Origin of the sequence: Comamonas kerstersii, assembly GCF_002056725.1 — a bacterium.
Taxonomy (GTDB): Bacteria; Pseudomonadota; Gammaproteobacteria; order Burkholderiales; family Burkholderiaceae_C; genus Comamonas; species Comamonas kerstersii.
On record NZ_CP020121.1, the window covers coordinates 2486274 to 2510572 of the forward strand.

The following is a 24299-nucleotide window of genomic DNA, read 5'->3' on the forward strand; positions in this document are numbered from 1 at the left end:
GACATGCTGGCAGGCGCAGTGCGACAATTGACCGGATGTTAGTCGAGAAAAATACCCCCCTGCAGGACTGCAACACCTTTGGCATTGTGGCCAGCGCAGACACGCTGGTGCGCATTCGCAGCAGTGCAGATGTGCAGGCGTTCATGGCCAGCACACACTATCAGGGCCGCAAGGTCTTTGTGCTGGGCGGTGGCAGCAATATTGTGCTCAAGGGCGATGTGGTCGATGCCGTCGTCCTGAAGATGGAAATCCCCGGCATGGCGCTGGTGGGTGAGACAGATCGCAGCTGGATTGTGCAGGCGGGTGCCGGTGTGCGCTGGCACGACCTGGTGCAGTGGACGGTAGAGCAGGGCTACGGTGGTCTGGAAAATCTGGCACTGGTTCCGGGGACGGTGGGAGCAGCTCCGGTGCAGAACATCGGTGCCTATGGCGTAGAACTGCAGGACCGCTTTCATGAGCTGGATGCAGTGGATCTGGTCAGCGGTGACAGCTTCACACTCAATGCTGCGCAATGCGCATTTGGTTATCGGGACTCTGTCTTCAAGCATGCCCCTGCAGCGCCAGCTGGCACGCCGGTGGCTAGGGCTCAGGGCATGGGGCTGGCAGGCCGCGCCGTGATTACCCATGTGCGCTTTGCGCTCCCTAAGTTGTGGAAACCTGAGCTGGGCTATCTGGACCTGCAGCGCAAGCAGCAGGAAGAAGGCGTGGCCCACCCCACGGCCCAGCAGATTTTTGACTGGGTCTGTGCCATCCGCCGTGCCAAGCTGCCAGACCCTGCCGTCATTGGCAACGCGGGCAGCTTCTTCAAGAACCCCACGGTGACAGAAGACCAGTGCCGCGACATCATCGCGCGCGAACCCAAGATCGTGCACTACCCCATGCCTGATGGCTCCATCAAGCTGGCTGCGGGCTGGATGATTGATGCCTGTGGCTGGAAGGGCAAGACGGTGGGCAATGCGGGCGTGTATGAAAAACAGGCGCTGGTGCTGGTCAACCGAGGGACTGGCAGCCACAGCGTGACGGGGGGAGAGGTCATGACTTTGGCGCGCGCCATTCAGACCAGTGTCTATGAGCGCTTTGGCATCCAGCTCGAGCCTGAACCTGTGTTCGTGTGACGCCCTCAAAAAGCAAAAGCGCTGTGAGAACAGCGCTTTGTTTTTGTGGGCCTGAGAGCCCGGGTTGAGAAATGCTGGCGGGGTGTTTCAGGCCAGCGCCTTTTGCTTCATCCATTCATGCGCTTGCTGCTTGGCATAGGCGATAGCGCGGTCTGCCGACTGAAACAAGGGCGTGAAGGTGAAAAAGCGCAACGTACGGCCAACGCCGTTACCGCTGTCAACGGTCAGATGCGCCTGATAGTGACCATTGGCTTCGGGCAATGCCTTGGGCTCGAAGGTGAAACGGTCGATGGTGAGGGTGTGTGTGTTTGTCATATTTATCTCCCTTCTTCTTCAGCAGTGAAAAGCACAACCAGTTGGTCATGCAAAGCACATGCTACTTTTCGATTGTGACAAAACGGAAAATGTTCCCGTTTTTTGATGTGCCAGATCAAGAAAATTTGTGAGCAAATGTTGGTTGTCTCCGGGTAGACCCTGAAATTTGCGCTCACTTGAGGTTGCCGGACAGGAATTTAGCCAGGCGTTCGCTCTTGGGATGCAGCAGCACTTCGCGCGGATTCCCTTGCTCTTCGATCACGCCTTGGTGCAAAAAGACCACGTGGTTAGAGACTTCGCGTGCAAAGCCCATTTCGTGGGTGACAACCACCATGGTGCGCCCTTCCTGCGCCAGCAGCTGCATCACGCGCAGCACCTCGCCCACCAGCTCGGGGTCCAGGGCGGAGGTGGGCTCATCAAACAGCATCACCTCTGGCTCAACGGCCAGTGCGCGTGCAATGGCCACGCGCTGCTGCTGGCCACCACTCATATGGTTGGGCCAGGCGTCTTCCTTGTTTTCCAGTCCCACAAGACGCAGGTATTTGCGGGCGCGTTCAATGGCTTCATCTTTGGGGACGCCCAGCACATGCACGGGCGCTTCAATGATGTTTTGCAGCACGGTCTTGTGTGCCCAGAGGTTGAAGTGCTGAAACACCATGGCCAGCTTGGTGCGCATGAGCTGCAGCTGCTTGGGGTTGACGGCTTCCAGTTCACCATTGCGCCCGGGCTTGAGCTGCAACTCTTCACCGGCCACCACGATGCGGCCTTGCTGGGGTTTTTCCAGCAAGTTGATGCAGCGCAGCAGCGTGGATTTGCCGGAGCCGGAGCTGCCAATCAGGCTGATCACGTCTCCGGCTCTGGCGGTCAGCGATACGCCTTTGAGCACCTGGTTGCTGCCATAGCGCTTGTGAATGTCTTCGGCTTGGAGTTTGTATGCAGTAGAGGTCATGAAGGCTTAGTACGTACGGGGTGCCAGATAGGCCATGTAGCGTTTTTCGAGCAGACGGAAGCACCCAATCAGCGCAAAGGTCACGCACAGATAAATGACGGCAGCGGTCAGATAGGCCTCGAACGGCAAGTAATAGTCTGAGTAGATGCGGCTGGCCACGGCAGTGACATCGGTCAGCGATGGCACGACGCTGGCCAGACTGGTGGAGTGCAGCATCATCACTGCCTCGTTGCAGTAGGGCGGCAGTGTGCGGCGCAGCGCGCTGGGCAGCACAATGCGCCAGCGGATCTGCCAGCTGCTCATGCCCATGGCGCGGGCGGCTTCGACCTCGCCGGGATTGGTCTCGCGGATGGCACCTGCCAGCATCTCAGCCGTATAGCCTGCGGTGTTGAGCGCAAAGGCCAGCAGGGCGCAGAAGAACGGCTCCTTGAAGTGCGTCCAGGGCCAGACCTCGTCCCAGCGGGCCTGAATCCACTCCAGCTGCCCCAGTCCGTAGTAGATCAGGTAGACCTGAATCAGCAGTGGCGTGCCGCGCACAAAGTAGGTAAAGGCACCGACGACTTTTTCCAGCACGGTATAGCCGCTGGTCAATGCGAGTGCACACAGCAAGGCCAGGATGCCACCTGTGGCCAGGCTGGACAGCAGCAGCGACAGGGTGACGATCAGGCCTCGGCCGTACATGGCCAGTGTGTCGGCCTGGAAGATGATGTCCCAGCTCATAACTGCACCTTCTCTGTGCCCAGGCTGTAGCGTGCATTCAGGCGCTTGAGCAGCCACAGTGAGATGCTGGTGAACACCAGATACAGGCCTGCCGCAAACAGCAAAAAGATAAAGGGCTCACGTGTGGCAGCGCTGGCCTGCTTGGCCAGATAAGTCATGTCGTGCAGACCAATCAGGCTCACCAGCGCCGTGGCCTTGATCAGCACCAGCCAGTTGTTGGTAAAGCCGGGCAGGGCGTAGCGCACCATCTGCGGCAGGGTAATACGCAGAAAAGTCTGCGTAGCCCCCATGCCAAAGGCCCAGGCTGCTTCCATCTGACCGCGGGGGATAGCCATGATGGCGCCGCGAAAGGTCTCGGTCATGTAGGCGCCATAGATAAAGCCCAGCGTGGCAACACCCGCAATAAAGGGGTTGAGGTCCAGCACAAAGTCCGAGCCTATGGACTCAAAAAAGTTGTTGATACCAATGGCTGCGCCATAAAAGATCAGCAGCATCAGCACCAGTTCGGGAATGCCGCGTATCACCGTGGTGTAGAGCGTGGCCAGCCACACCAGTGGTTTTTTGCCAGAGAGCTTGGCGGTAGCACCCAGCAGCCCCAGCACGGTGGAGACCAGCAAGGACGCCACTGACACTGCCACGGTCAGCAGCGCTCCCTGGAGAATGAGGAGGAAATAGTCGCTCATGCGCGATGTGTGTCCAAAAAACACTGCCCACTGTCAGAAGGGCCGACAGTGGGCAGTGCAGCGTTGCAGGATCAGTGGCCGTAGGGGTCAAAGTCAAAGTACTTCTTGGCAATGGTGTCGTAAGTGCCATTGCTGCGAATGGTCTTGATGGCCTGGTTGATCTGCTCTTTCAGCTCTTTCTGGCCTTTGCGCATGCCGATGCCAATCCCTTCGCCGTAGTACTTTTCGTCGTACTGGTCAGGGCCGACATAGCCATAGTCCTTGCCTTCGGGCTTGCGCAGGAAGCCGCCGTGCACTTCCACCTTATCGGCCACGGTGCCATCCAGGCGGCCAGCATTGATGTCCAGATAGACCTGGTCCTGGGCTTCGTAGGGAACAATGGTCACGCCTGCGGGCTTGAGTTCACCCATGGCCCATTTTTCCTGGGTACTGCCCTTGAGCACGCCAATGCGCTTGCCCTTGAGCGATGCAGGGCCGGTGTATTCCGTGCCCTTTTTCACCACGATGGCGCTCGGTGTCTTGTAGTAGCGGTCAGAAAAGTCGATCACGCGCTTGCGTTCATCGGTAATTGACAGCGAGCTGACGATGACGTCGTACTTGCGTGCCTGCAGGCCGGGAATCATGCTGTCCCATACCTGCTCCACGAACACGCATTTGCGCTTGATTTCATTGCACACCGCGTTGGCGATGTCTACGTCAAAGCCCGTGGGGGTGCCGTCTGCCGTTTTGTAGGTGAACGGTTCGTAGGTGGGGTCAATGGCGACTTTGAGGTCTGCAGCATGTGCTGCAGATGCACAAGCGGCCAACAAAGCCAAACCCAGAAGTTTCTTTGCCATACCAGTCTCCAATGTTGTGAGAACCTTGGCTTTGCATGATGTGTGCCAAGTTGCGATGCATTGTAGGGGGCAGTCTGGGACTGGTGCTGTTTTTTTGCATCAGCGCTTCACACACTTGTGCAACGTGCTGAGTTTTGCTGTATCAGCGCTGGTCAGAGCTTGCTGTAGCTGGGGCGAATCAGCAGCGTATGGATGCGGTAGGGGGGCTGTTCTTCCACAGCCAGCTCAACCGGAACAAAGGCCTTGTCGCAGTTGAGCAGGTAGCTGCCCACGATGGACACCGGAATTGGCACCTGACCGGCCAGGCTGCAGTTGCCTACGATCTGGTGCATCTGGCTCAGCACCTGCTGCAACTGTGCGGCAGAGATTTTTTCGTTGAAGCTGTCGGTGAACTCCTTGGTCGTGAGCAAAGGGCCTTGGGTGTTGGCTGCCTGGACCAGTGCTGCTATGGAGCGTTGTACGGCCTGGGCCGCCTCGGGGTTGGGCGCAGGCAGCTGGGGCTGTGCTGCCGTTGCAGCAGCAGGTGCTGCCTGGGGAGTGCCTGCCGTCTGTGCGAGAGCTGCGGTAGAGAGCGTCAGGCCGCATGCCAGACCGGCAAGCCAGGTGGGGTAGTGGTGTGTGCGCAAGGTCGCACCTCCAAATTGAAACAAGTTGTAGTGTTGACGTCAGGCTGACGGTGCCTTGTAGGTGAAGGCCTTGCGCATGCGTCATAGGCTGGCTTTAGCCTCGTTTTAGGCAGGGAACACCACCGCTTTCTGGGGGCCCGCAAGAGCAGCTGCTTTGTAGGAAACTGATTTGCAGCGATTGGCGCTGCTTGCGGACGAAGATGCCCATCTTTTTGAGGTACAACATGTGCCAATTGCATTGAAGGAAATTGCCATGAAGTCTCGTGTTGCCCTGCTGGTCCTGATCATCGTGTTGATCGGGGCGCTGGCTTTTTTCAACTTTTCTTATCTGGCCCAGAGCGTTCCCATGTCGCTGGGCTTTACCACGGTGGAAGGCCCGCTGGGGCTGATCTTGCTGGTGCTGACCGCGCTGATGGCTGCTGCCTTTATTGCTTATGTCGTGACCATGCAGGGCACCTGGCTGCTGGAGTCGCGCGCCCATGCCAAGGAAATGGCGGCGCAGCGTGAGCTGGCAGACAAGGCCGAAGCCTCGCGCTTTACGGAGTTGCGCATTGCCATGGAAAACCTGCACCGTGAGGAAGAGCGCAGGCTGATTGAGCGCATCGACATGCTGGAGTCTCATCTGCAGTCTCGTGCCCAGGAAAGCGACAACGCCACCGCAGCCTATGTGGGGCAGCTGGAGCAGCAACTGCGCAGCAGCCATACTCTGGGTGTGACACGCCCTGAATCCCGCTCTGGCGATCTGTAAGCTTGGAATGGCTATGGGTGCTATTGCATCCATAGCTGCTAGCGTTTGATTTATCAGTATTTGCAGGTTGTTTAATGCTGAAAACCAGTTGCAGCAAGCGCTGCCAGCTATAAAAAAATCCACCGCAAGGTGGATTTTTTGTAGGAGCCCGTGTGTGCGCAGATCAACAGCGCAACAACAGCGCAATGCTTATTGGAAGCTCAGCACCCATTCGGCCAGCTTGTGCGATTCCGCTTCGCTGACCTGGTTGTTGGCAGGCATGGGCACTGGCCCCCATACGCCGCTGCCACCTTTGACGATTTTGCTGGCAAGCTGGGGCGCTACATCGCTTTGGCCCGCATAGCGCTTGGCGATGTCTTTGAAAGACGGGCCCACCAGTTTTTTCTCTACGGCATGGCAGGCCATGCAGCTGCGGGTCTTGGCCAGTGCCATATCGGCCATGGCCGGTGCTACGCAGCCAAGGGTCAGCGCAATAGTGATTAAAGAACGCTTCATCGCTACACTTTTCTCATGACAGGGACGACGGAGCCTGCATTGTAGAGACATGCATGGTGCGAACGCTTGCCCCTGTTCCCGGTAAGCCTGAAAGCCAAGACACAAGGAGAGGGAAGATCATGTGGCTGTTGAGTGCAGTAACACTGCTGGCATTGTTGCGGGTGCTGGCGCATCTGGAGGTGGTGGACGTCTGGGGCATTTCTGCCATGTCCTGGTGGTGGATTGTGGGGGGCTATGCACTGTGCGCGGCCTGGTTTACCTATGCCGATCGCTCGGGGCTGACCACACGCAAAGCCATGGAGCGCATGGAGCTCCAGCGCAAGCAGCGCATCGAAAAGCAGCGCGAGATACTGGGCACGCGGCGCAAGCGTTAGGGCGTAACCCGGCTGTAGTCTTCGCAATCCGCGAAGGCTACATGCTGGTTGCCGCACCGCTGTGGGGCGTGAGCGGTGGTTCATAATGAAGACAAGCGCTCTGGCGCCCAGATGACTGAGACAACCACTGCAACCCATAACACGCACCCACATGCCTGCATATCGCTCCAAGACTTCTACCGGCGGCCGTAACATGGCCGGTGCCCGCGCCCTGTGGCGCGCCACCGGCATGAAAGATGGGGACTTTGACAAGCCCATCATTGCCATTGCCAATTCGTTCACACAATTCGTGCCCGGCCACGTCCACCTGAAGGACCTGGGGCAGCTGGTTGCACGTGAGATCGAGGCCGCAGGCGGTGTGGCCAAGGAATTCAACACCATCGCCGTAGACGATGGCATTGCCATGGGCCACGACGGCATGCTGTATTCGCTGCCCAGCCGCGACATCATTGCGGACTCGGTCGAGTACATGGTCAACGCCCACTGCGCCGATGCGCTGGTGTGCATCTCCAACTGCGACAAGATCACCCCCGGCATGCTCATGGCCGCCATGCGCCTGAACATCCCTGTGATCTTTGTCTCGGGCGGCCCCATGGAAGCGGGCAAAACCAAGCTGGCAAATCCTTCCACCAACGTCATTGAGTTCAAGAAGCTGGACCTGGTGGACGCCATGGTGATTGCTGCTGACAAGAACTACAGCGATGAACAGGTGGCGCAGGTCGAACGCTCGGCATGTCCCACCTGCGGTTCTTGCTCGGGCATGTTCACGGCCAACTCCATGAACTGCCTGACTGAGGCGCTGGGCCTGTCCCTGCCGGGCAACGGCACGGTGGTCGCTACGCACGCCGACCGCGAGCAGCTGTTCAAGCAAGCCGGTCGCCGCATCGTGGAGCTGGCCCGCCAGTACTACGAGCAGGATGACGCATCCGTGCTGCCACGCTCCGTGGGCTTCAAGGCGTTTGAAAATGCCATGACGCTGGACATCGCCATGGGTGGCTCCACCAACACCATCCTGCACCTGCTGGCGATTGCCCAGGAAGCGGAGATTGACTTCACCATGGCGGACATTGACCGCCTCTCGCGTGTGGTGCCCCAGCTGTGCAAGGTGGCGCCCAATACACAGAAGTACCACATCGAAGACGTACACCGCGCAGGCGGCATCATGGCCATCCTGGGTGAGCTGGCGCGTGCGGGCAAGCTGCACACCGATGTGCCCACTGTCTCTGGCGGCACCATGGCTGAAGTGCTGGCCAAGTGGGATGTGATGGTCACCCAGGACGAAGCCGTCAAGCATTTCTACCTGGCGGGCCCCGCTGGCATTCCTACCCAGACTGCATTCAGCCAGAACACCCGCTGGCCCAGCCTGGATCTGGACCGTGCCGAAGGCTGCATCCGCTCTTACGAGCATGCCTTCAGCAAAGAAGGTGGCCTGGCCGTGCTGTTTGGCAATATTGCCGAAAAGGGCTGTGTGGTGAAGTCGGCCGGTGTGGATGAATCCATCCTGGTGTTTGAAGGCCCCGCCCATGTGGTCGAGTCGCAGGACGAAGCCGTAGAGAACATTCTGGGCGACAAGGTCAAGGCCGGTGATGTGGTGGTCGTGCGCTACGAAGGCCCCAAGGGTGGCCCCGGCATGCAGGAAATGCTCTACCCCACGAGCTACATCAAGTCCAAGGGTCTGGGCAAGGCCTGCGCGCTGCTGACCGATGGTCGCTTCTCGGGCGGTACATCAGGCCTGTCGATTGGCCACTGCTCGCCCGAAGCTGCCGCTGGTGGTGCGATTGGTCTGGTGCAAAACGGCGACCGCATCCGCATCGATATTCCCAACCGCAGCATCAACGTGCTGGTCAGCGATGAAGAGCTGGCACGCCGCCGTGCGGAGCAAAACGCCAAGGGCTGGAAGCCTGCCAAGCCACGTCCCCGCAAGGTGTCGGCAGCCCTCAAGGCCTATGCCAAACTGGTGACGTCGGCGGACACTGGCGCAGTGCGCGATCTGTCCAAGCTGGACGACTGAGCATCTCCAGCTGTATAAAAGCCTGCCTTGAAAGGCGGCTTTTTTCATGGTGCATGGAGCAGGCCGGGTCAGGCGGCATATATTGCAGCTTTTTTTAAGAGCTGCTAGCGCTTGTCAGGTAAAGATTTCAAATACAAAACTATCTGAAATCCTTATTTATCAAGCGCTAAAAGCTCACTTTTTTGATGGTTTTGTGCCGGAGGTTTTGTGACGCTACCAACTCTGTTCCGTCGTCGTGCGTGGTGTGCCCTGGCCGCCAGCGCCTTGATCTGCCCCAGCTGGGTCATGGCAGAGACTGCAGCCTATCCGCAGCGCCCTGTGCGGCTGGTGGTGCCGTTTGCGGCAGGCGGCTCCACCGACATCGTCGCCCGCCTGTTTGCGCAAGGCCTGCAGGAGCAGCTGGGCCAGACCGTGTATGTGGAGAACAAAGCCGGTGCAGGCGGCATGATCGGTGCAGAAACGGTGGCCCATGCCACGCCTGACGGGTTGACGCTGGGGCTGGGCTCTATCAGCACGCTGGCGGTAAATCCTGTGGTGCTCAACACGGCGCGTGTGCAGCCGCTGCGTGACTTCAAGATGGTGCTGCCTCTGGCGTCCATCCCTTCCGTGTTTTCCATGGTGCCAGGCATGGGGGTGAAGGACTTCGCGCAGTTTGTGGCGCAGGCACGTGAGGCTGGTGACAGCTGGACGGTGGGCTCCTCCGGCGTAGGCTCCATTGGCCATGTGATTCTGGAAGCCCTGAATGCGGAGCTGGGCCTGCAGCTGCGCCACATTCCTTTCAAGGGTATGGGGCCGGTGGTGCAAAGTGTGCTGGCCGGGCAGACCCAGGTGCTGAGTGACCAGTATCCGTCTTCAGCGCCGCACATCCAGGCTGGGCGCCTGCAGCCATTTGCCGTGGCGGCGCAGCAGCGTCTGGCGGATTTGCCGCAGGTGCCTACGCTCAAAGAGCTGGGCTACCCCCAGCTGAACGAGCTGGCCATCACCTGGTTCGGTCTGGTAGTGCCTGCTGGCACGCCGGATGCCATCGTGCAGCGCCTGAATCAGGCTGCCAACGCCGCACTGCAGCAACCGCAGCTACAGGCGCAGCTGGCCAGGCAGGGTGTCACGCCCATGGGGGGCAGCGGCGCAGATCTGGAGCGCATGGTGCAGCAGACCGCAGCACATGTGCAGCAGCTGGTGCAGTCGCGGGGTATCTCAGATGCACAGTAGGCCGCCTGTGCTTCCGTCATAAAAAAAGCGCCCATGTGGGCGCTTCAGTTTTTTGGGGCAGCAGCCTCAGGCTGCAGTGCCCATTTGTGCCTGCAGATAGTTGGGCAGACCCAGCATCTGAATCAGGTTTAGCTGCTTTTCCAGCCAGTAGGCATGGTCTTCTTCCGTGTCCTTGAGTTGTGCCAGCAGCAGGTCACGGGACTGAAAGTCCTGGTGCTTTTCGCACAGCACCATGGCCGCGCGCAGGTTGTCGCGCACCTGGTATTCCACGGCCAGATCCTTGCGCAGCATGTCTTCCACTGTATCGCCGGGTGTAAAGGCGTGGGGGCGCATGTCAGGCTTGCCACCCAGGAACAGCACGCGGCGCAGGATGACGTCGGCGTGCTGTGTTTCTTCTTCCATCTCGTGGTTGATGCGTTCGTACAGACGCATAAAGCCCTGGTCTTCGTATTGGCGTGAGTGGATGAAGTACTGGTCACGAGCAGCCAGTTCGCCGCGCAGCAGTTCATTCAGGCATGCGATGACTTCAGGATGGCCTTGCATAGTTGTATTGGTCGCAGAAGTGAAAACAACCACAGTATCAGGGCATGTGCTGCCGCCTGACAAATGCGGGGCACACAAAGCCCTCCAATACGAATTGCATGGATGCGAAACGCAGAATCATTCGCGATTGCTGCCGTCGTGTGTCTCCCATGCTCTGCTGGGGGCTGCCTGTCTGCGGCACAATGCAGCCCATGCTGATGTACCCGCACATTGATCCTGTGGCCCTGCAGTTGGGGCCTGTTGCTATCCACTGGTATGGCCTGACTTATCTAGCCGCGTTCGGCTTGTTTCTGTGGCTGGGTACACGCCGCCTCAAGCACCCACCGTTCAACCGCCTGCAGGGCGAGCAGGCCTGGGTGCGGCGCGATATTGAAGACCTGCTGTTCTATGGCGTGGTGGGCGTCATCCTGGGCGGCCGTCTGGGCTACTGCCTGTTCTACAAGCCTGCGTATTACCTGAGCCACCCGCTGGAAGTGTTTGCCGTCTGGGAAGGCGGCATGAGTTTTCACGGCGGCCTGCTGGGCGTGATTGCGGCCATGGTGTTTTTTGCCAGCACACGCAAACGCCCCTTGCTGCAGGTGATGGATTTTGTCGCGCCCTGTGTGGCTACGGGGCTGGCAGCAGGACGCATTGGCAACTTCATCAATGGTGAACTCTGGGGGCGCTTTGCCAGCCCTGATCTGCCCTGGGCCATGGTGTTTCCGCAAAGCGGCTCCATGCTGCCGCGCCACCCTTCGCAGATCTATCAGTTTCTGCTGGAAGGTCTGCTGCTGTTCGTGCTGCTGTGGATCTATGCCAGAAAAGAGCGCAAGCCCGGTCAGGTTGCAGCAGCCTTTGTCTTCGGGTATGGCGTGTTCCGCTTTATTGCCGAGTATTTCCGTGAGCCTGATGCCTATCTGGGCATTCTGTCGCTGGGCATGAGCATGGGTCAGTGGCTGTGCGTGCCCATGATTGTGGGTGGTGCAGCCATATGGCTGTGGGCAGGCAAACGCAATCAGGCCATTGCCTGAGGCGATAGGTCATCAAGCAAAGCGTAAAGGAAACAGTGGTGTTGGAGCGGCGTGCATATCTGCAGTGGATAGCGGCTTTGGCAGTGGCCTCACCGGTGTGGGCACAGACCAAGGTGGGGCAGCGTTCAGGTGTAACGTGGCCTACGGAGCCTGTGCATCTGGTGGTGCCGTTTCCGGCTGGGGGCAGCAGCGCCATTTTGGGCAAGCTGCTGTCGCGCTCTTTTGAACGTACTACCGGCCAGCCCTTGCGTCTGCAGTATCTGGGGGGCGCAGGTGGGCTGCAGGGTGCGAGCTTTGCCGCCAAGGCAGAGGCCAATGGGCAGCATCTGTTTATCGGCGGCAGTCACCTGGCAGCAGCCCGTGCGCTGGTGGAAGACGATGACTTTGACCTGATTGAAGATTTGCGCCCCTTGGTCAAGGTCGCTGATGTGCCGCAGGTGCTGGTGGTGAACCCGGCACGCTTGCGCTCGCGCACGATCATGGAGTGGCTGGTGGACATGTCGCGCAAGTCCAAGCAGTACCGTATGGGGACGGCTGGCGTGGGTTCCTCCAGCCATATCGCGGCTGAAATTGTGCGTTTTCAGGAAGACCTGCGTTTTGAGTTTGTGCACTTTCGTGGGTCAGGTCCGGCGCTGCAGGATTTGCTCAATGGCACGGTGGATACGATGATCGACGGCCTGATTTCATGCTTGCCCCATATTCGCTCCGGGCGACTCAAGGCGCTGCTCGTGACGGGCTCAGAGCGCGTCAGTGTCTTGCCTGATGTGCCTTGCGCGCAGGAGATGGGGGTGCATGCCCTGCAGGATTGTGGCACCTGGCATGGCATGTTTGCGCCGAGCCAGCTCTCGTCAGCCCGTGCGCAGGCTGTGGAGCAGGTCTTTCGCCGCGTGGGTGCGGATGCGCAGTTGCAGGCTGATCTGGCAGCTCTGGGCATTGCATGGTCGGGAGTCTACGGCGATGCATTTGCCAGCTTTGTGCAGCAAGACACCTCGGACTGGGCCCAGCGCCTCAAGGGCATGGGCATTGGGAACTTCCTGCAACGTGACAGGGCTGAAGGGGCAGCATGAGCGTACAAGTGACAGCAATGCCATGGCAGGCGGCACAAGGTGATCACACGGGCATCTGGCTGGTGGAGATTGCGAACCCCGACAGACGCAATGCCATGACACGCAGCATGTGGCGACAGCTGCGCACGGTGTTTTTACAGCTGCAGCACAACATGGATGTGCGCTGCGTAGTGCTCAAGGGGCAGGGCCTGGCTTTTTGTGCGGGTGGCGATATTTCGGAATACCCGGGCTTTCGGTTTGATGCCCAGCAGCTTGCAGGCTTTCATGAGCAAGATGTCTGGGGTGGCTTGCAGGCCATGCTCGACTGCGATGTGCCTGTTGTGGCTGCTATCACTGGTGCCTGCATGGGCGCGGGCGTGGAAATGGCATGCTGCAGCGACATCCGCGTGGTGACAGAGCACTCCAAGTTTGGTGCACCGATTGCGAAACTCGGCTTTCCCATGGCTCCCAAGGAGCTGGCATTGGTCGCACGTTCTGTGGGGGAGCACACGGCCAAGCGCATGCTGCTGGAGGCTGCAGTTTTTTCGGCGCAGGAGATGGCGGCGCTGGGCTGGTGTGCAGCCCCTGTGGCTGAAGACTTGCTGGAGCAATACGTTGTGCAACTCGCACAGCGCATTGCCAGCCTGGCTCCGCAGGCAGCACGCCTGAACAAACAGACAATGCGGCATTGTGCCGCGGGTACAGGCATGCCGGATCCCTATGGCTACGCGGCCACTGCCGAACACAGAGAGGGTATTGCAGCTTTTCTGGAAAAAAGAAAACCGCGTTTTTAATAAAACAAATGGTTTTAAAAAATCTAATAGGTAATAAAAAAGGATCCTGCAAGGATCCTTTTTTATTCAGCGCTGTTTGTGACAGCAATAAGGCATTAACGCAGCACCAGAACAGGGACTTGGGAGTGAGTGAGTACGTGCTGAGTTTCGCTGCCCAGCAGCAGGCGCTTGATGCCTTTGCGGCCATGCGAAGCCATAACAATCAAATCCGCTTTCTGCTTTTCAGCAGCTGCAATGATGGATTCGGCAATCAGATCCGACTTGGCAACGCTGGTTTTCACTGTAACGCCTTGCGCTTTGCCTTCAGCCTTGATTTTGTTCAGCACCGCCTGCGCTTGCTCAGTCCATTGGGCTTCAATGCGCTTGATTTCCGATAAATCCACGGTCGCGCCACCTTCCAGATAGCTGCGGGGATAGCGAGGAATCACTTTTACAGCGATCACAGTCGCACCAGATAATTTGGCCAGATCCATTGCATGGCTCACAGCTTTTTCAGATAAAGGCGAGCCGTCGGTGGCGACCAGAATGCGTTCGTACATAGGTATCTCCAATTTATTTGATGCGGACGAAACTTGTTTTTTAGCATAAATTGCACGATCTGTTTAGTCTTGATTCAAGTCAAAGTTTTCCGGGGAATTCATAGATAATCTCGCCCCATGTCCCAAGACCCCTCACAGGCCCTGCATGCGGCGGAGCAGCGTGCATTGCATGCGAATCTCCCAACATCTGACAATGAGCTGAGCCTGCTGGATGATCCTGCGGAGTGGGAGAGCTTTGGCAAGCCTGTGGGAGCGGAGGCCGGGGACATGGATACCGCCAATGTCTGGGACTCACAGATCGCGCTGGAGGGCATGTACTGCTCCACCTGTGCACTCACAATTGAAGATGCCTTGCGTGCTGTGCCCGGTGTGCTGCGGGTTGAAGTCAGCGCAGCTGCCCGCCGTGCCAAGGTGGTCTGGGCACCCGATCAGGTCAAGCCATCGGTCTGGATGGCTGCGGTAGGCAAGGCTGGCTACAAGGCAGTGCCAGCCAGAGACGCACAGGCACGAGAACTTCGCATGGCGCAGCACCGCAAGGCTTTGTGGCGCTGGCTGCTTGCCGCGCTTTGCATGATGCAGGTCATGATGTACGCGTGGCCAGCCTACGAAGCGCAGCCCGGTGACCTGGTGATGGAATATGAGCGCCTGCTGCGCTGGGCGTCCTGGGTGATCTGCATTCCCATGCTGATTTTTGCCTGCGGCCCCTTCTTCAGCGGCGCATGGCGCGATCTGAAGCATCGCCGCGTCAGCATGGACCTGCCTGTGGCACTGGGCATGCTGATCACTTTTGTCGTCAGCACAATAGGCACGTTTGACCCCTATGGCGTTTTTGGTCAGGAAGTGTTTTATGACTCGCTGACCATGTTTGTCTGCTTCCTGCTTATCGGCAGGTGGTTGGAGATTCGCTTGCGTGATCGCACCGCAGGGGCTCTGGATGCCGTGCTGAATCGCCTGCCGGACAGTATCGAAAAGCGTGGGGCGGATGGCAAGTTCGAGCGGGTTGCGCTGCGCCGCATTGCTGTGGGAGACGTGGTGCGTGTGCTGCCCGGTGAAGCTTTTCCTGCTGATGGTGTCATCCTCTCCGGCCGCACGCAGGCAGATGAAGCACTGTTGACGGGCGAGTCACGCCCTGTTTCTCGCGCTGTGGGTGAGCGGGTCATCGCAGGTAGCTACAACCTGTCAGCGCCTGTGGAAGTGCAGGTGGAGCAGCTGGGTGCAGAGACAAAATTTGCGCAGATCGTGGACCTGATGGAAAGTGCTTCTACACAGAAGCCACGTCTGGCGCAGCTGGCGGATAAGGTGGCCGCGCCTTTCCTGGTGGTGGTCCTGCTGCTGGCGGGCGCCGCAGCCATGTACTGGTGGAGTACCGACCCCGGACAGGCACTGATGATTGCAGCAGCGGTGCTGATTGTGACCTGTCCTTGTGCCTTGTCGCTGGCAACCCCCGTGGCCTTGCTGACAGCAGCGGGTACTTTGGCGCGTCATGGTGTGCTGGTACGCAATCTGCAGGGCATCGAGAGTCTCGCAGGTATTGATACGCTGGTCTTTGACAAGACGGGCACCTTGACGCGTGACGGCATGCAGGTCTCGCGCATGGAGCTGCTCGATGACTCATTGATGCCGGCTTACAAGGGGCTGGCTGCAGCCATTGCAGCCCAGTCGCGCCACCCAGTGTCCAGGGCAGTGGCAGGTTTTGGCCAGGCATGGGCAGTGCGTTGGGAAGTGCTCGCATGCGAGGAAATCAGTGGCCAGGGGCTGAAGGCCCAGGTGCGGGCAGTGGGCGAGGGGACCTCTGACGAGGTCTGGACAGTGCGCTTGGGTTCAGCCAGATTTGCATCCACACAGGCCTTGCAAAGCCATGGACAAGCCGTGTATCTGGCCAGGGAGCAAGCAAGTGGTGAGATCCAGTCGCTTGCTTTCTTTGAGCTTAACGAAGGCGTGCGCAGCGAAGCTGCCAGTGTGATCAGTCTGCTGCAGTCACGAGGCGTTGAGGTGCAGCTGCTCTCCGGCGACAGTGAGCAGGCCGTGGCGGCCATTGCAAAGCAACTGGGTATTAGCCACTATCGCGCTGAATGCTCTCCTCAGGCGAAACTAGATGCCATTCAGTCTGCGCAGCGAGCAGGCCGCAAGTTGTGCATGGTGGGAGATGGTCTGAATGACGGGCCTGTGCTGGCTGGATCAGACGTGTCTTTTGCGTTTGGCAAAGCGGTGCCACTTGCGCAATCGCGTGCGGATTTTGTGGTGGTGAGTGACAACCTGGAATTTGTGCAAAAGACCGTCATGCTCTCTCGCAAGACGGTGCGCATTGTTCGCCAGAATCTGCTGGGCTCAGCCTTGTACAACGCTGTCTGCATTCCTTTGGCCATGGTTGGGTGGATGCCAGCCTGGCTGGCAGGGTTGGGTATGGCGCTGAGCTCCTTGCTGGTGGTGCTCAATGCAGCGCGGCTGGCCAAGCCTTTGAAGCTGGAGCTTGCTTCGCCGCAAGTAGCGCTGGCTCAGCAAACGCCAGAGCCTGCAGCAGCGGCGGCTTGAAGAGGGGATGGTGTGGATATTCTTTATCTTTTGATTCCGTTGTCCGTGGTGTTGGTGCTCGTCATTGCCGGAGGGCTTTGGTGGGCGATATACCGGGGGCAGTTTGAAAGCGTCGACCAAGAGGCAGAACGCATTCTTAGAGACGATTGATGTTTGTCAACAACGTGAAAACCATAACAGTAAACACTCTCGACTGCATATTAAGAGGTGCCCGATGGATACTCTAAAAAACAGTACTGCATACTACAGTGACGCCGTAGTGCGGCAGTTTTCAATCATGGCCGTTGTGTGGGGGGTGGTCGGCATGCTGGTTGGCGTTTTTATCGCTGCCCAGCTGGCTTGGCCGGAGCTGAACTTCGGCATTCCATGGCTTAGCTTTGGGCGCCTGCGTCCATTGCACACCAATGCGGTGATTTTTGCGTTCGGCGGCAGCGCCTTGTTTGCAACCAGTTACTACGTGGTGCAGCGTACCTGCCAGACCACGTTGTTCTTGCCAAAGCTTGCTGCTTTCACCTTCTGGGGTTGGCAGCTGGTGATTGTGGCGGCAGCCATTTCCTTGCCACTGGGTTACACCACCGGCAAGGAATATGCGGAGCTGGAGTGGCCTATTGACATCCTGATCGCTGTGGTCTGGGTGAGCTATGCCATTGTGTTCTTCGGCACGATCGGCATTCGCAAGGTCAAGCACATCTATGTGGCCAACTGGTTCTTTGGTGCTTTCATCATTGCGGTCGCCTTGCTACACATCGTCAACAGTGCAGAAATTCCTGCAGGCTGGATGAAGAGCTACTCGGCCTACGCTGGTGTGCAGGATGCCATGGTGCAATGGTGGTACGGCCACAATGCGGTGGGCTTCTTCCTGACCGCAGGCTTCCTGGGCATGATGTACTACTTCGTGCCCAAGCAGGCAGGCCGCCCTGTGTACTCGTATCGCCTGTCGATCGTGCACTTCTGGGCACTGATCTTCACCTACATGTGGGCTGGTCCTCACCACCTGCACTACACCGCGCTGCCCGACTGGACACAGTCTGTGGGCATGGTGTTCTCCCTGATTCTGCTGGCTCCTTCCTGGGGCGGCATGATCAACGGCATCATGACCCTGTCCGGTGCCTGGTACAAGCTGCGTGAAGATCCTATCCTGCGCTTCCTGATCGTGTCCCTGTCCTTCTACGGCATGTCTACGTTTGAAGGCCCCATGATGTCCATCAAGACTGTGAACGCACTGTCGCACTACACAGACTGGACTGTGGGTCACGTGCACTCCGGTGCTCTGGGCTGGGTGGGTCTGATCACCATGGGTTCTCTGTACTACCTGGTGCCCCGTCTGTTCGGCAAGAAAGAGATGTACTCCAAGTCGGCGATTGAGCTGCACTTCTGGATGGCCACCATCGGTATCGTGCTGTACATCGCTGCGATGTGGATCTCCGGCGTGATGCAGGGCCTGATGTGGCGCGCCATTAATCCAGACGGTACTTTGACATACACCTTTGTGGAAAGCGTGAAGGCGTCCTATCCCTTCTACGTGATCCGTACGGTGGGTGGTCTGCTGTACCTGATCGGTATGCTGATCATGGCTTGGAACGTGGCGAAGACTGTGGCTTCGGGTCGCTCCGTCAAGGTCGAAGTGCCTGCCGTTAACCCCGCTCACGCCTAAGTACGAGGAGCCAGAATAATGTCTGCAAACAACAAAGGCTTCACCCACGAGAAGGTCGAAACCAACAACTTCTTGCTGATTGTCTTGACCTTGTTGGTGGTCGCCGTGGGTGGATTGGTGGAAATCGTTCCACTGTTCTTCCAGAAGTCCACGACGGAAGCGGTGCAGGGCGTTGAGCCTTACGAGCCTCTGCGACTCATGGGCCGTGACGTCTACATCCGTGAGGGCTGCTACAACTGCCACTCGCAGATGATCCGTCCCTTCCGTGCCGAGACCATGCGCTACGGCCACTACTCGGTGGCGGGTGAGTTCGTGTACGACCACCCCTTCCAGTGGGGCTCCAAGCGTACAGGTCCTGACCTGCAGCGTGTGGGCGGCAAGTACAGCGATGAATGGCACCGTGTTCACCTGATGAATCCACGTGACGTAGTGCCCGAGTCCAACATGCCTGAGTACCCATGGCTGGCCGAAAACATGGTGGACCACACCGTGGTGGCGCAGCGTATGAGCGCCTTGCGCAAGGTGGGCGTGCCCTATACCGATGAGCAAATCGCCGGTGCGGCTGAACAGGTCAAGGGCAAGACCGAGATGGAGGCTCTGATCGCCTACCTGCAAGGTCTTGGTACTGCGATTAAGTAGGAAGGATGGGTCTTATGGATATCACCACCATGCGCATTGTGGCAACGCTGGTTTCTTTGGTGTGCTTCATTGGCATCTGGTGGTGGGCATACGCCCGCCGCAACCAGGCGCGTTTTGATGAAGCGGCCCAGCTGCCATTTCAACAAGACTGATCTATTCACCAGAACGAGAATATCCCATGAGCGATTTCGTAAATAACTTCTGGTCGGTCTACGTCGCAGGCATTACTGTTGCAGGCATTCTGGCTTGCCTCATTTTGCTGATCATCACTGCTCGTAAGAAAGTAGTGTCTGACAGTGACAATACCACTGGCCACGTGTGGGACGAGGACCTGCGCGAGTTGAACAACCCCATGCCCCGCTGGTGGGTCTGGATGTTCGTGATCACCATCGTGTTTGGGCTGCTGTATCTGTTTGCCTATCCCGGACTGGGCTCTTATGGCGGTCAGTTGCAGTGGAGCCAGAATCGTGCCTATGAAGCCGAGATGGCAAAGGCCAATGCCCAGCTGGAGCCTTTGTATGCACGCTTTACCGCCATGACTCCTGAGGAGATGGTGGGTGATGCACAGGCCATGGCCATTGGCGAGCGCCTGTTCATGAACAACTGTGCGCAGTGCCACGGCTCGGATGCACGCGGCAGCAAGGGCTTCCCCAATCTGGTGGATGGCGACTGGCTGCATGGCGGTGCACCTGAGAACATCAAGGAAACCATTGCCAACGGCCGCATCGGCATGATGCCTCCCCAGGCAGAAGCCATCGGTACAGCGGAAGATGTTCGCAATTTGGCGCACTATGTGCTGAGCCTGTCTGGCAGCCCCCACGACGCACTGAGAGCTACAGAAGGCAAGTCCAAGTTCACCATCTGTGCAGCATGCCACGGCATGGACGGCAAGGGCAACACCATGCTGGGTGCCCCCAACCTGACAGACGACGTCTGGCTGCATGGCTGGGGCGAGCAGGCCATCATCGACATCATTACCAATGGCAAGATGAATGAAATGCCTGCCCAGAGTAATAAGCTGACACCTGCACAGATCGATGTGCTGGCAGCTTATGTCTGGGGACTGTCGAACAAACCCGCTACAGCAGGTAATTAATCTGTGAGAGAGTATGGAAGGCGGCACGGTGTGCCGCCTTTTTCTATGGTGCGATATAGGGAGTGCAGCTCATGAGTTCCGAGCAAAAAAAACCGCATAAAACGATACCTATCAAAGCGGAAAGCCAGGAAAAAATGGTGTCTTTTTTTGAAGCGCATAAAAAGATATACCCGCGCTCCATCCGTGGAACATTTATGAGTTGGCGCTGGGTCATGGTGTGGCTGACGCAGTTGATCTTCTATGGGCTGCCCTGGATGAACTGGGGCGAGCGCCAGATGGTGCTGTTTGACCTTGGGGCGCGGCGCTTTTACCTGTTTGGGTATGTGCTGTATCCGCAGGACTTTATCTATTTGACAGGCCTGCTGATCATTAGCGCGCTGTCACTGTTTCTGTTTACAGCTGTTGCCGGGCGTCTGTGGTGCGGTTTTACATGCCCGCAGTCGGTCTACACCGAAATTTTCATGTGGATAGAGCACAAGGTCGAAGGTGACCGCAGTGCACGTATTCGCCTGGACCAAGGTGGATGGGGCTTCGAGAAGATCTGGAAAAAATCGCTCAAGCAGTTTTTGTGGATTGCCTTTGCCCTGTGGACGGGTTTTACCTTCGTGGGTTATTTCGTTCCCATTCGTACGCTGGGCAGTGAACTGCTGGCGCTGCAAGGCGGCTGGCAGATTTTCTGGGTGCTGTTCTATGGCTTTGCCACCTACGGCAATGCTGGTTATCTGCGCGAGCAAATCTGCAAGTACATGTGCCCCTATGCGCGTTTTCAGAGTGCCATGTTCGACAAGGACACGCTGATTGTGAGCTACGACGCACAGCGTGGTGAACAGCGCGGCCCCCGCAAGAAAGATGTGGACTACAAGGCGCAAGGACTGGGTGACTGCATTGACTGCAAGCTGTGTGTACAGGTCTGCCCTGTGGGTATTGATATCCGCAACGGCCTGCAGTACGAGTGCATTGGCTGCGGCCTGTGCATCGATGCATGCAACAGCGTGATGGATAACATGCACTATCCACGTGGCTTGGTGCGCTTGACCACCCAGAATGCGGTGAACCAAGGCTGGAAGAGCGCACAGATCTGGCAACGCATTGCACGTCCACGGGTGCTGATTTATTCGAGCATTTTGCTGGCACTGGCAGCGGCCATGGCCATCAGTCTGGCCATCAGAGAACCGCTGAAGGTGGACGTCATCCGTGACCGCGCTTCACTGGCACGCATTGTTGCAGGCGGCAAGCTCGAAAATGTGTATCGTCTGCAGGTGATGAACGCGACCGAGCAAGCGCAGACCTATAAGGTGTCGGTGCAGGGTATTCAAGGCATTGAGCTGGTGGAAGGGCAGACCGTCAAGGTTGATCCTGCACAGACGCGCGGCGTAGCGGTGCGAGTGCAGATTCCTTACGGTGCGGCCAGCGCTGGCTCACACGCCATTGAGTTTGATATCGCAGCGCAAAGTGGCCAAGGGCATGTGACGGAGAAATCTGTCTTCCTCGTGCCGCGCTAAAAATGATCCTGTAGTGTGCATGGCGTTGCTGTGCACACTTTCTGTTGAAGGAAGAGAGTGTTCGAAATGTCCCAGCTAGGAAAACAAGTGGAGTCAGCATCCGGTCCGTGGTGGAAGTATGGCCATGTATGGATGGTGCTGGCAGGCCCTGCCATCGTCGTGGTGGCAGGCGTTGTGACGGCCATGATTGCCATGGATGGCGCTGACCCTGTGGTGGATCCGAACTACTACCAGGAGGGGCTGAATATCAACCAGAAGCTGGAAAAAAGCCTGGCGCCTGCAGGCGCCGTGCGCAACCATGTTGTTACACCTGATGAAGATTTGCCTGATCTGACACCCAAGTGATACTTGCAGCTTCTTAAAAAGAGGAGCGGCTAGCGCTTGTTTTATGGGTGTTTGAGATACTTTTGTATCTGAAATACTGATAAATCAAGCGCTAGCCGCTATTTTTTATGCGGTGTAGATGCTCTGGCATCGCACCCAAAGCAAACGCCCACAGCATGCAGTGGGCGTTTGGGTGTGTGAGAGCGCAGGCTGGCTGAGTTTACAGCTGCTTGTTGCAGTCGTGCTGGCTGTTGACCAGGCGCTGCAGGGCGGCAGTGTCCAGAATTCGAACGTGGCGCTGCTTCACTTCGACCCAGCCTTCATCCACAAACTTGGAGAAAGTGCGGCTGACGGTTTCCAGCTTCAGACCCAGATAGCTGCCAATTTCCTCGCGGGTCATACGCAAAATGAGTTCTGACGAGGAGAAGCCGCGTGCATGCAGGCGCTGCACCAGATTCAGAATAAAGGCCGCCAGACGCTCTTCGGCGCGCATGCTGCCCAGCAGCAGCATGACGCTGTGCTCGCGCACGATTTCGCGGCTCATCACTTTGTGTACGTGCGTCTGCAGGGCTGTAACCTCGCGCGAGATCTCTTCGAGGCTGTCAAAGGGCATCACGCAGACTTCGGCATCTTCCAGTGCGATTGCATCGCAGGTGTGGTGGTCATTGACGATGCCATCGAGCCCGATGATCTCTCCCGCCATCTGGAAACCTGTGACCTGATCGCGTCCGTCTTCGGTGGCTACGCATGTCTTGAAAAAGCCCGTGCGGATGGCATACAGCGACGTGAAAGGCTCTCCGTTGCGGAACAGTGTCATCCCGCGCTTGACTTTGCGGCGCGTAGCCACAATGTCGTCGATGCGCTGCAGCTGCTGGTCATTTAAACCGACGGGCATGCACAGTTCACGCAGGTTGCAATTGGAGCAGGTTACTTTGATGGTTGGTGGAGTCATGTACGCAAGGCCTGAACACGAGGTAGACACGGGTGTAAAGGCCAGAATTAAAAGTTGGATGTCAATAAACGGGGACTATCGGGCGCTTGCTATGTATCTCGAATGATTTCAGTCAAATTCTGACACTTCCCTTATGGTGAGTGCTTGATTCATGTCAAGAGTGTGCATGCCATCTTGCTGCACAGTTGCAGCATTAAGGAAGAAAACATGACTGCAGTCACCCCGGAACTCTTGCGTCGCTATGACGTGCCAGGACCTCGTTACACCTCTTATCCTACTGCGGACAGGTTCGTTGAGGCATTTGGTGATAGCGACTATATCTTGGCATTAAAGCAACGCAAAATTTCTGCAGCGGCCAAGTCGCCAATGTCGCTGTATGTGCACATCCCATTTTGTAACTCTTTGTGTTACTACTGTGCATGCAACAAGATCATCACCAAGCACCACGAGCGTGCGGTCACGTACCTACAGTATCTTGAGCGGGAGCTGGATCTGCATCTGGCCCATTGTGGAAGAGGTCAGCTGGTCAGCCAGCTTCACATAGGTGGTGGAACGCCGACATTTCTTTCGGACGAGCAACTGGTGCAGATGTGGGACATGCTGCGCCAGCGCTTTGTCTTTGATGAAGCGGGTGAGTACTCCATTGAAGTTGACCCACGTACTGTGACACGTGAGCGTCTGGCCGCCCTCAAGGCCATGGGCTTTAACCGCCTGAGCTTTGGGGTGCAGGACTTTGACCCGGATGTACAAAAAGCGGTGCACCGTGAGCAGCCTGCCGAGCAGGTGTTTGATCTGGTGGCCGCTTCACGTGAGCTGGGCTTTGAGTCGATCAATGTGGACTTGATCTACGGCCTGCCCAAGCAAAATGAAAAGTCCTTCGCTAGAACGCTGCAGCAAGTGGCCGAGCTGCGCCCTGATCGTATTGCGCTGTATGCCTATGCACATCTGCCCGAGCGCTTCAAGCCTCAGCGTCGCATTCTTCAGGCGGATCTGCCTGCAGCAGCGGACAAGGTCAATATGCTGGCTGCGGCGCTGGACAGTTTCATGGAGGCTGGTTATGTGTACGTGGGCATGGACCACTTTGCCCTGCCTGAAGATTCACTGGCCGTAGCCAAGCGCCAGGGTCGCCTGCATCGCAACTTCCAGGGCTACAGCACACAGCCTGACTGCGATCTGATTGCACTGGGTGTTTCGGCCATTGGTCGCGTAGGGGCCACCTACAGCCAGAATGCCAAGACGCTGGAAGAGTATTACGACCTGCTCGATCAGGGGCGTCTGCCCATCGTGCGTGGCCTGGCGCTTTCGCGTGATGACATGCTGCGCCGTGCGGTGATCATGGCCATCATGTGTCAGGGCGAGGTGCAGTATGAGTCCATCAACAGTGCATGGCTCATTGACTTTCGCAAGTATTTCGCTGCCGAGATTGAGGCACTGAGGACGCAGGAAGAAGAAGGTCTGGTGGAGATTCTGGACGACTGCATCCGCGTGACGGCCAAGGGCTGGTTCTTCGTGCGTGGCGTAGCATTGGTGTTTGACCGCTATTTGCAAGAAGCACGTGATCGCGCGAGATTCTCGCGGATCATCTGA

Annotated in this window: 27 protein-coding genes; 17 read left to right on the forward strand and 10 right to left on the reverse strand. The window is 57.7% G+C overall.

The window, feature by feature from the left end:
• The first annotated feature begins 35 nt into the window (after positions 1–35).
• A complete protein-coding gene (murB, locus tag B5M06_RS11615) occupies positions 36–1115 on the forward strand; it encodes a UDP-N-acetylmuramate dehydrogenase (RefSeq protein WP_054066914.1) in 1080 nt (359 codons plus the stop codon).
• 87 nt (positions 1116–1202) lie between these two features.
• Here murB and B5M06_RS11620 read toward each other — a convergent pair whose 3' ends face one another.
• From B5M06_RS11620 to B5M06_RS11645, 6 genes are all read right to left on the reverse strand, one after another.
• Entirely contained in the window at positions 1203–1430 is a 228-nt protein-coding gene (locus B5M06_RS11620) for a hypothetical protein (protein WP_054066915.1), read from the reverse strand.
• 172 nt (positions 1431–1602) lie between these two features.
• Complete coding sequence (locus B5M06_RS11625; protein WP_054066916.1) at positions 1603–2379, reverse strand: ABC transporter ATP-binding protein; 777 nt, start codon at positions 2377–2379, stop codon at positions 1603–1605.
• A gap of 6 nt (positions 2380–2385) precedes the next feature.
• Positions 2386–3099, reverse strand: a complete 714-nt coding sequence (locus B5M06_RS11630; protein WP_054066917.1) for an ABC transporter permease — start codon at positions 3097–3099, stop codon at positions 2386–2388.
• A complete protein-coding gene (locus tag B5M06_RS11635) occupies positions 3096–3782 on the reverse strand; it encodes an ABC transporter permease (RefSeq protein ID WP_054066918.1) in 687 nt (228 codons plus the stop codon). Before B5M06_RS11635 ends, B5M06_RS11630 begins: the two co-directional genes overlap by 4 nt.
• Before the next feature lie 71 nt (positions 3783–3853).
• Positions 3854–4618 (reverse strand): ABC transporter substrate-binding protein, encoded by a 765-nt coding sequence (locus tag B5M06_RS11640; protein ID WP_054066919.1) that lies wholly within the window; start codon positions 4616–4618, stop codon positions 3854–3856.
• 152 nt (positions 4619–4770) lie between these two features.
• Positions 4771–5244, reverse strand: coding sequence for a hypothetical protein (locus B5M06_RS11645; RefSeq protein ID WP_054066920.1), 474 nt, complete (start codon positions 5242–5244; stop codon positions 4771–4773).
• A 253-nt stretch (positions 5245–5497) separates the two neighbouring features.
• Between B5M06_RS11645 and B5M06_RS11650 the strand changes: the two genes are divergently transcribed.
• Positions 5498–5992 (forward strand): hypothetical protein, encoded by a 495-nt coding sequence (locus B5M06_RS11650; RefSeq protein ID WP_054066956.1) that lies wholly within the window; start codon positions 5498–5500, stop codon positions 5990–5992.
• Between the two features lie 189 nt (positions 5993–6181).
• On the opposite strand, the gene B5M06_RS11655 is transcribed toward B5M06_RS11650, so the two are convergent.
• Positions 6182–6487, reverse strand: a complete 306-nt coding sequence (locus B5M06_RS11655; protein WP_054066921.1) for a c-type cytochrome — start codon at positions 6485–6487, stop codon at positions 6182–6184.
• A gap of 119 nt (positions 6488–6606) precedes the next feature.
• Between B5M06_RS11655 and B5M06_RS11660 the strand changes: the two genes are divergently transcribed.
• The 3 genes from B5M06_RS11660 to B5M06_RS11670 all read left to right on the forward strand — a co-directional run bounded on the left by B5M06_RS11660 (position 6607) and on the right by B5M06_RS11670 (position 10081).
• Positions 6607–6861, forward strand: a complete 255-nt coding sequence (locus tag B5M06_RS11660; protein WP_162777435.1) for a TIGR04438 family Trp-rich protein — start codon at positions 6607–6609, stop codon at positions 6859–6861.
• A 151-nt stretch (positions 6862–7012) separates the two neighbouring features.
• Entirely contained in the window at positions 7013–8872 is a 1860-nt protein-coding gene (ilvD, locus tag B5M06_RS11665; RefSeq protein WP_054066923.1) for a dihydroxy-acid dehydratase, read from the forward strand.
• Between the two features lie 207 nt (positions 8873–9079).
• On the forward strand, positions 9080–10081 hold the full coding sequence (locus tag B5M06_RS11670; protein WP_054066924.1) for a Bug family tripartite tricarboxylate transporter substrate binding protein: 1002 nt from the start codon (positions 9080–9082) through the stop codon (positions 10079–10081).
• A gap of 66 nt (positions 10082–10147) precedes the next feature.
• Here B5M06_RS11670 and bfr read toward each other — a convergent pair whose 3' ends face one another.
• Positions 10148–10624 (reverse strand): bacterioferritin, encoded by a 477-nt coding sequence (gene bfr, locus B5M06_RS11675; protein WP_054066925.1) that lies wholly within the window; start codon positions 10622–10624, stop codon positions 10148–10150.
• A gap of 191 nt (positions 10625–10815) precedes the next feature.
• Between bfr and lgt the strand changes: the two genes are divergently transcribed.
• From lgt to B5M06_RS11690, 3 genes are read left to right on the forward strand one after another with little or no spacing between them, the layout of a single operon-like run.
• Complete coding sequence (lgt, locus tag B5M06_RS11680) at positions 10816–11634, forward strand: prolipoprotein diacylglyceryl transferase (protein ID WP_205245374.1); 819 nt, start codon at positions 10816–10818, stop codon at positions 11632–11634.
• A gap of 38 nt (positions 11635–11672) precedes the next feature.
• Positions 11673–12701: a Bug family tripartite tricarboxylate transporter substrate binding protein gene (locus B5M06_RS11685; protein WP_162777436.1), complete on the forward strand. Its 1029-nt coding sequence runs from the start codon at positions 11673–11675 to the stop codon at positions 12699–12701.
• Positions 12698–13474 carry an enoyl-CoA hydratase/isomerase family protein gene (locus B5M06_RS11690; RefSeq protein WP_054066927.1) on the forward strand — a complete coding sequence of 259 codons (777 nt, stop codon included), beginning with the start codon at positions 12698–12700 and terminating at the stop codon, positions 13472–13474. Before B5M06_RS11685 ends, B5M06_RS11690 begins: the two co-directional genes overlap by 4 nt.
• Positions 13475–13569: 95 nt before the next feature.
• On the opposite strand, the gene B5M06_RS11695 is transcribed toward B5M06_RS11690, so the two are convergent.
• Positions 13570–14013 (reverse strand): universal stress protein, encoded by a 444-nt coding sequence (locus B5M06_RS11695; RefSeq protein ID WP_054066928.1) that lies wholly within the window; start codon positions 14011–14013, stop codon positions 13570–13572.
• A gap of 117 nt (positions 14014–14130) precedes the next feature.
• Between B5M06_RS11695 and B5M06_RS11700 the strand changes: the two genes are divergently transcribed.
• From B5M06_RS11700 to B5M06_RS11735, 8 genes are all read left to right on the forward strand, one after another.
• Positions 14131–16545, forward strand: a complete 2415-nt coding sequence (locus tag B5M06_RS11700) for a heavy metal translocating P-type ATPase (protein ID WP_077393533.1) — start codon at positions 14131–14133, stop codon at positions 16543–16545.
• Between the two features lie 12 nt (positions 16546–16557).
• Complete coding sequence (gene ccoS / locus B5M06_RS11705; RefSeq protein WP_054066929.1) at positions 16558–16695, forward strand: cbb3-type cytochrome oxidase assembly protein CcoS; 138 nt, start codon at positions 16558–16560, stop codon at positions 16693–16695.
• A 64-nt stretch (positions 16696–16759) separates the two neighbouring features.
• Positions 16760–18199: a cytochrome-c oxidase, cbb3-type subunit I gene (gene ccoN, locus B5M06_RS11710; protein WP_054066930.1), complete on the forward strand. Its 1440-nt coding sequence runs from the start codon at positions 16760–16762 to the stop codon at positions 18197–18199.
• An 18-nt stretch (positions 18200–18217) separates the two neighbouring features.
• Positions 18218–18838, forward strand: a complete 621-nt coding sequence (ccoO, locus tag B5M06_RS11715; protein WP_054066931.1) for a cytochrome-c oxidase, cbb3-type subunit II — start codon at positions 18218–18220, stop codon at positions 18836–18838.
• A 14-nt stretch (positions 18839–18852) separates the two neighbouring features.
• Positions 18853–18990, forward strand: coding sequence for a CcoQ/FixQ family Cbb3-type cytochrome c oxidase assembly chaperone (locus B5M06_RS11720; RefSeq protein WP_054066932.1), 138 nt, complete (start codon positions 18853–18855; stop codon positions 18988–18990).
• A 26-nt stretch (positions 18991–19016) separates the two neighbouring features.
• Entirely contained in the window at positions 19017–19934 is a 918-nt protein-coding gene (gene ccoP / locus B5M06_RS11725; protein WP_054066933.1) for a cytochrome-c oxidase, cbb3-type subunit III, read from the forward strand.
• Between the two features lie 71 nt (positions 19935–20005).
• Positions 20006–21436 (forward strand): cytochrome c oxidase accessory protein CcoG, encoded by a 1431-nt coding sequence (gene ccoG / locus B5M06_RS11730; RefSeq protein ID WP_054066934.1) that lies wholly within the window; start codon positions 20006–20008, stop codon positions 21434–21436.
• A 66-nt stretch (positions 21437–21502) separates the two neighbouring features.
• Positions 21503–21781, forward strand: coding sequence for a FixH family protein (locus tag B5M06_RS11735; RefSeq protein WP_054066935.1), 279 nt, complete (start codon positions 21503–21505; stop codon positions 21779–21781).
• Positions 21782–21980: 199 nt separating this feature from the next.
• Here the strand turns inward: B5M06_RS11735 and fnr are convergent, their stop codons facing one another.
• Positions 21981–22712 (reverse strand): fumarate/nitrate reduction transcriptional regulator Fnr, encoded by a 732-nt coding sequence (gene fnr, locus B5M06_RS11740; RefSeq protein WP_054066936.1) that lies wholly within the window; start codon positions 22710–22712, stop codon positions 21981–21983.
• 207 nt (positions 22713–22919) lie between these two features.
• On the opposite strand from fnr, the gene hemN reads away from it, so the two are divergent.
• Positions 22920–24299 (forward strand): oxygen-independent coproporphyrinogen III oxidase, encoded by a 1380-nt coding sequence (gene hemN / locus B5M06_RS11745; protein WP_054066959.1) that lies wholly within the window; start codon positions 22920–22922, stop codon positions 24297–24299.

What these genes read in the sequence shown, in the direction of transcription:
- B5M06_RS11690 (WP_054066927.1), top strand. Translation starts at nt 12,698, where the DNA reads ATGAGCGTACAAGTGACAGCAATGCCATGGCAGGCGGCACAAGGTGAT.
- B5M06_RS11635 (WP_054066918.1), bottom strand. Translation starts at nt 3,782, where the DNA reads ATGAGCGACTATTTCCTCCTCATTCTCCAGGGAGCGCTGCTGACCGTG.
- B5M06_RS11735 (WP_054066935.1), top strand. Translation starts at nt 21,503, where the DNA reads ATGTCCCAGCTAGGAAAACAAGTGGAGTCAGCATCCGGTCCGTGGTGG.
- fnr (WP_054066936.1), bottom strand. Translation starts at nt 22,712, where the DNA reads ATGACTCCACCAACCATCAAAGTAACCTGCTCCAATTGCAACCTGCGT.
- B5M06_RS11625 (WP_054066916.1), bottom strand. Translation starts at nt 2,379, where the DNA reads ATGACCTCTACTGCATACAAACTCCAAGCCGAAGACATTCACAAGCGC.
- ccoG (WP_054066934.1), top strand. Translation starts at nt 20,006, where the DNA reads ATGAGTTCCGAGCAAAAAAAACCGCATAAAACGATACCTATCAAAGCG.
- hemN (WP_054066959.1), top strand. Translation starts at nt 22,920, where the DNA reads ATGACTGCAGTCACCCCGGAACTCTTGCGTCGCTATGACGTGCCAGGA.
- B5M06_RS11720 (WP_054066932.1), top strand. Translation starts at nt 18,853, where the DNA reads ATGGATATCACCACCATGCGCATTGTGGCAACGCTGGTTTCTTTGGTG.
- murB (WP_054066914.1), top strand. Translation starts at nt 36, where the DNA reads ATGTTAGTCGAGAAAAATACCCCCCTGCAGGACTGCAACACCTTTGGC.
- ilvD (WP_054066923.1), top strand. Translation starts at nt 7,013, where the DNA reads ATGCCTGCATATCGCTCCAAGACTTCTACCGGCGGCCGTAACATGGCC.
- ccoO (WP_054066931.1), top strand. Translation starts at nt 18,218, where the DNA reads ATGTCTGCAAACAACAAAGGCTTCACCCACGAGAAGGTCGAAACCAAC.
- lgt (WP_205245374.1), top strand. Translation starts at nt 10,816, where the DNA reads ATGCTGATGTACCCGCACATTGATCCTGTGGCCCTGCAGTTGGGGCCT.
- ccoP (WP_054066933.1), top strand. Translation starts at nt 19,017, where the DNA reads ATGAGCGATTTCGTAAATAACTTCTGGTCGGTCTACGTCGCAGGCATT.
- B5M06_RS11630 (WP_054066917.1), bottom strand. Translation starts at nt 3,099, where the DNA reads ATGAGCTGGGACATCATCTTCCAGGCCGACACACTGGCCATGTACGGC.
- B5M06_RS11640 (WP_054066919.1), bottom strand. Translation starts at nt 4,618, where the DNA reads ATGGCAAAGAAACTTCTGGGTTTGGCTTTGTTGGCCGCTTGTGCATCT.
- ccoN (WP_054066930.1), top strand. Translation starts at nt 16,760, where the DNA reads ATGGATACTCTAAAAAACAGTACTGCATACTACAGTGACGCCGTAGTG.
- B5M06_RS11695 (WP_054066928.1), bottom strand. Translation starts at nt 14,013, where the DNA reads ATGTACGAACGCATTCTGGTCGCCACCGACGGCTCGCCTTTATCTGAA.
- B5M06_RS11650 (WP_054066956.1), top strand. Translation starts at nt 5,498, where the DNA reads ATGAAGTCTCGTGTTGCCCTGCTGGTCCTGATCATCGTGTTGATCGGG.
- B5M06_RS11620 (WP_054066915.1), bottom strand. Translation starts at nt 1,430, where the DNA reads ATGACAAACACACACACCCTCACCATCGACCGTTTCACCTTCGAGCCC.
- B5M06_RS11700 (WP_077393533.1), top strand. Translation starts at nt 14,131, where the DNA reads ATGTCCCAAGACCCCTCACAGGCCCTGCATGCGGCGGAGCAGCGTGCA.
- bfr (WP_054066925.1), bottom strand. Translation starts at nt 10,624, where the DNA reads ATGCAAGGCCATCCTGAAGTCATCGCATGCCTGAATGAACTGCTGCGC.
- B5M06_RS11655 (WP_054066921.1), bottom strand. Translation starts at nt 6,487, where the DNA reads ATGAAGCGTTCTTTAATCACTATTGCGCTGACCCTTGGCTGCGTAGCA.
- B5M06_RS11660 (WP_162777435.1), top strand. Translation starts at nt 6,607, where the DNA reads ATGTGGCTGTTGAGTGCAGTAACACTGCTGGCATTGTTGCGGGTGCTG.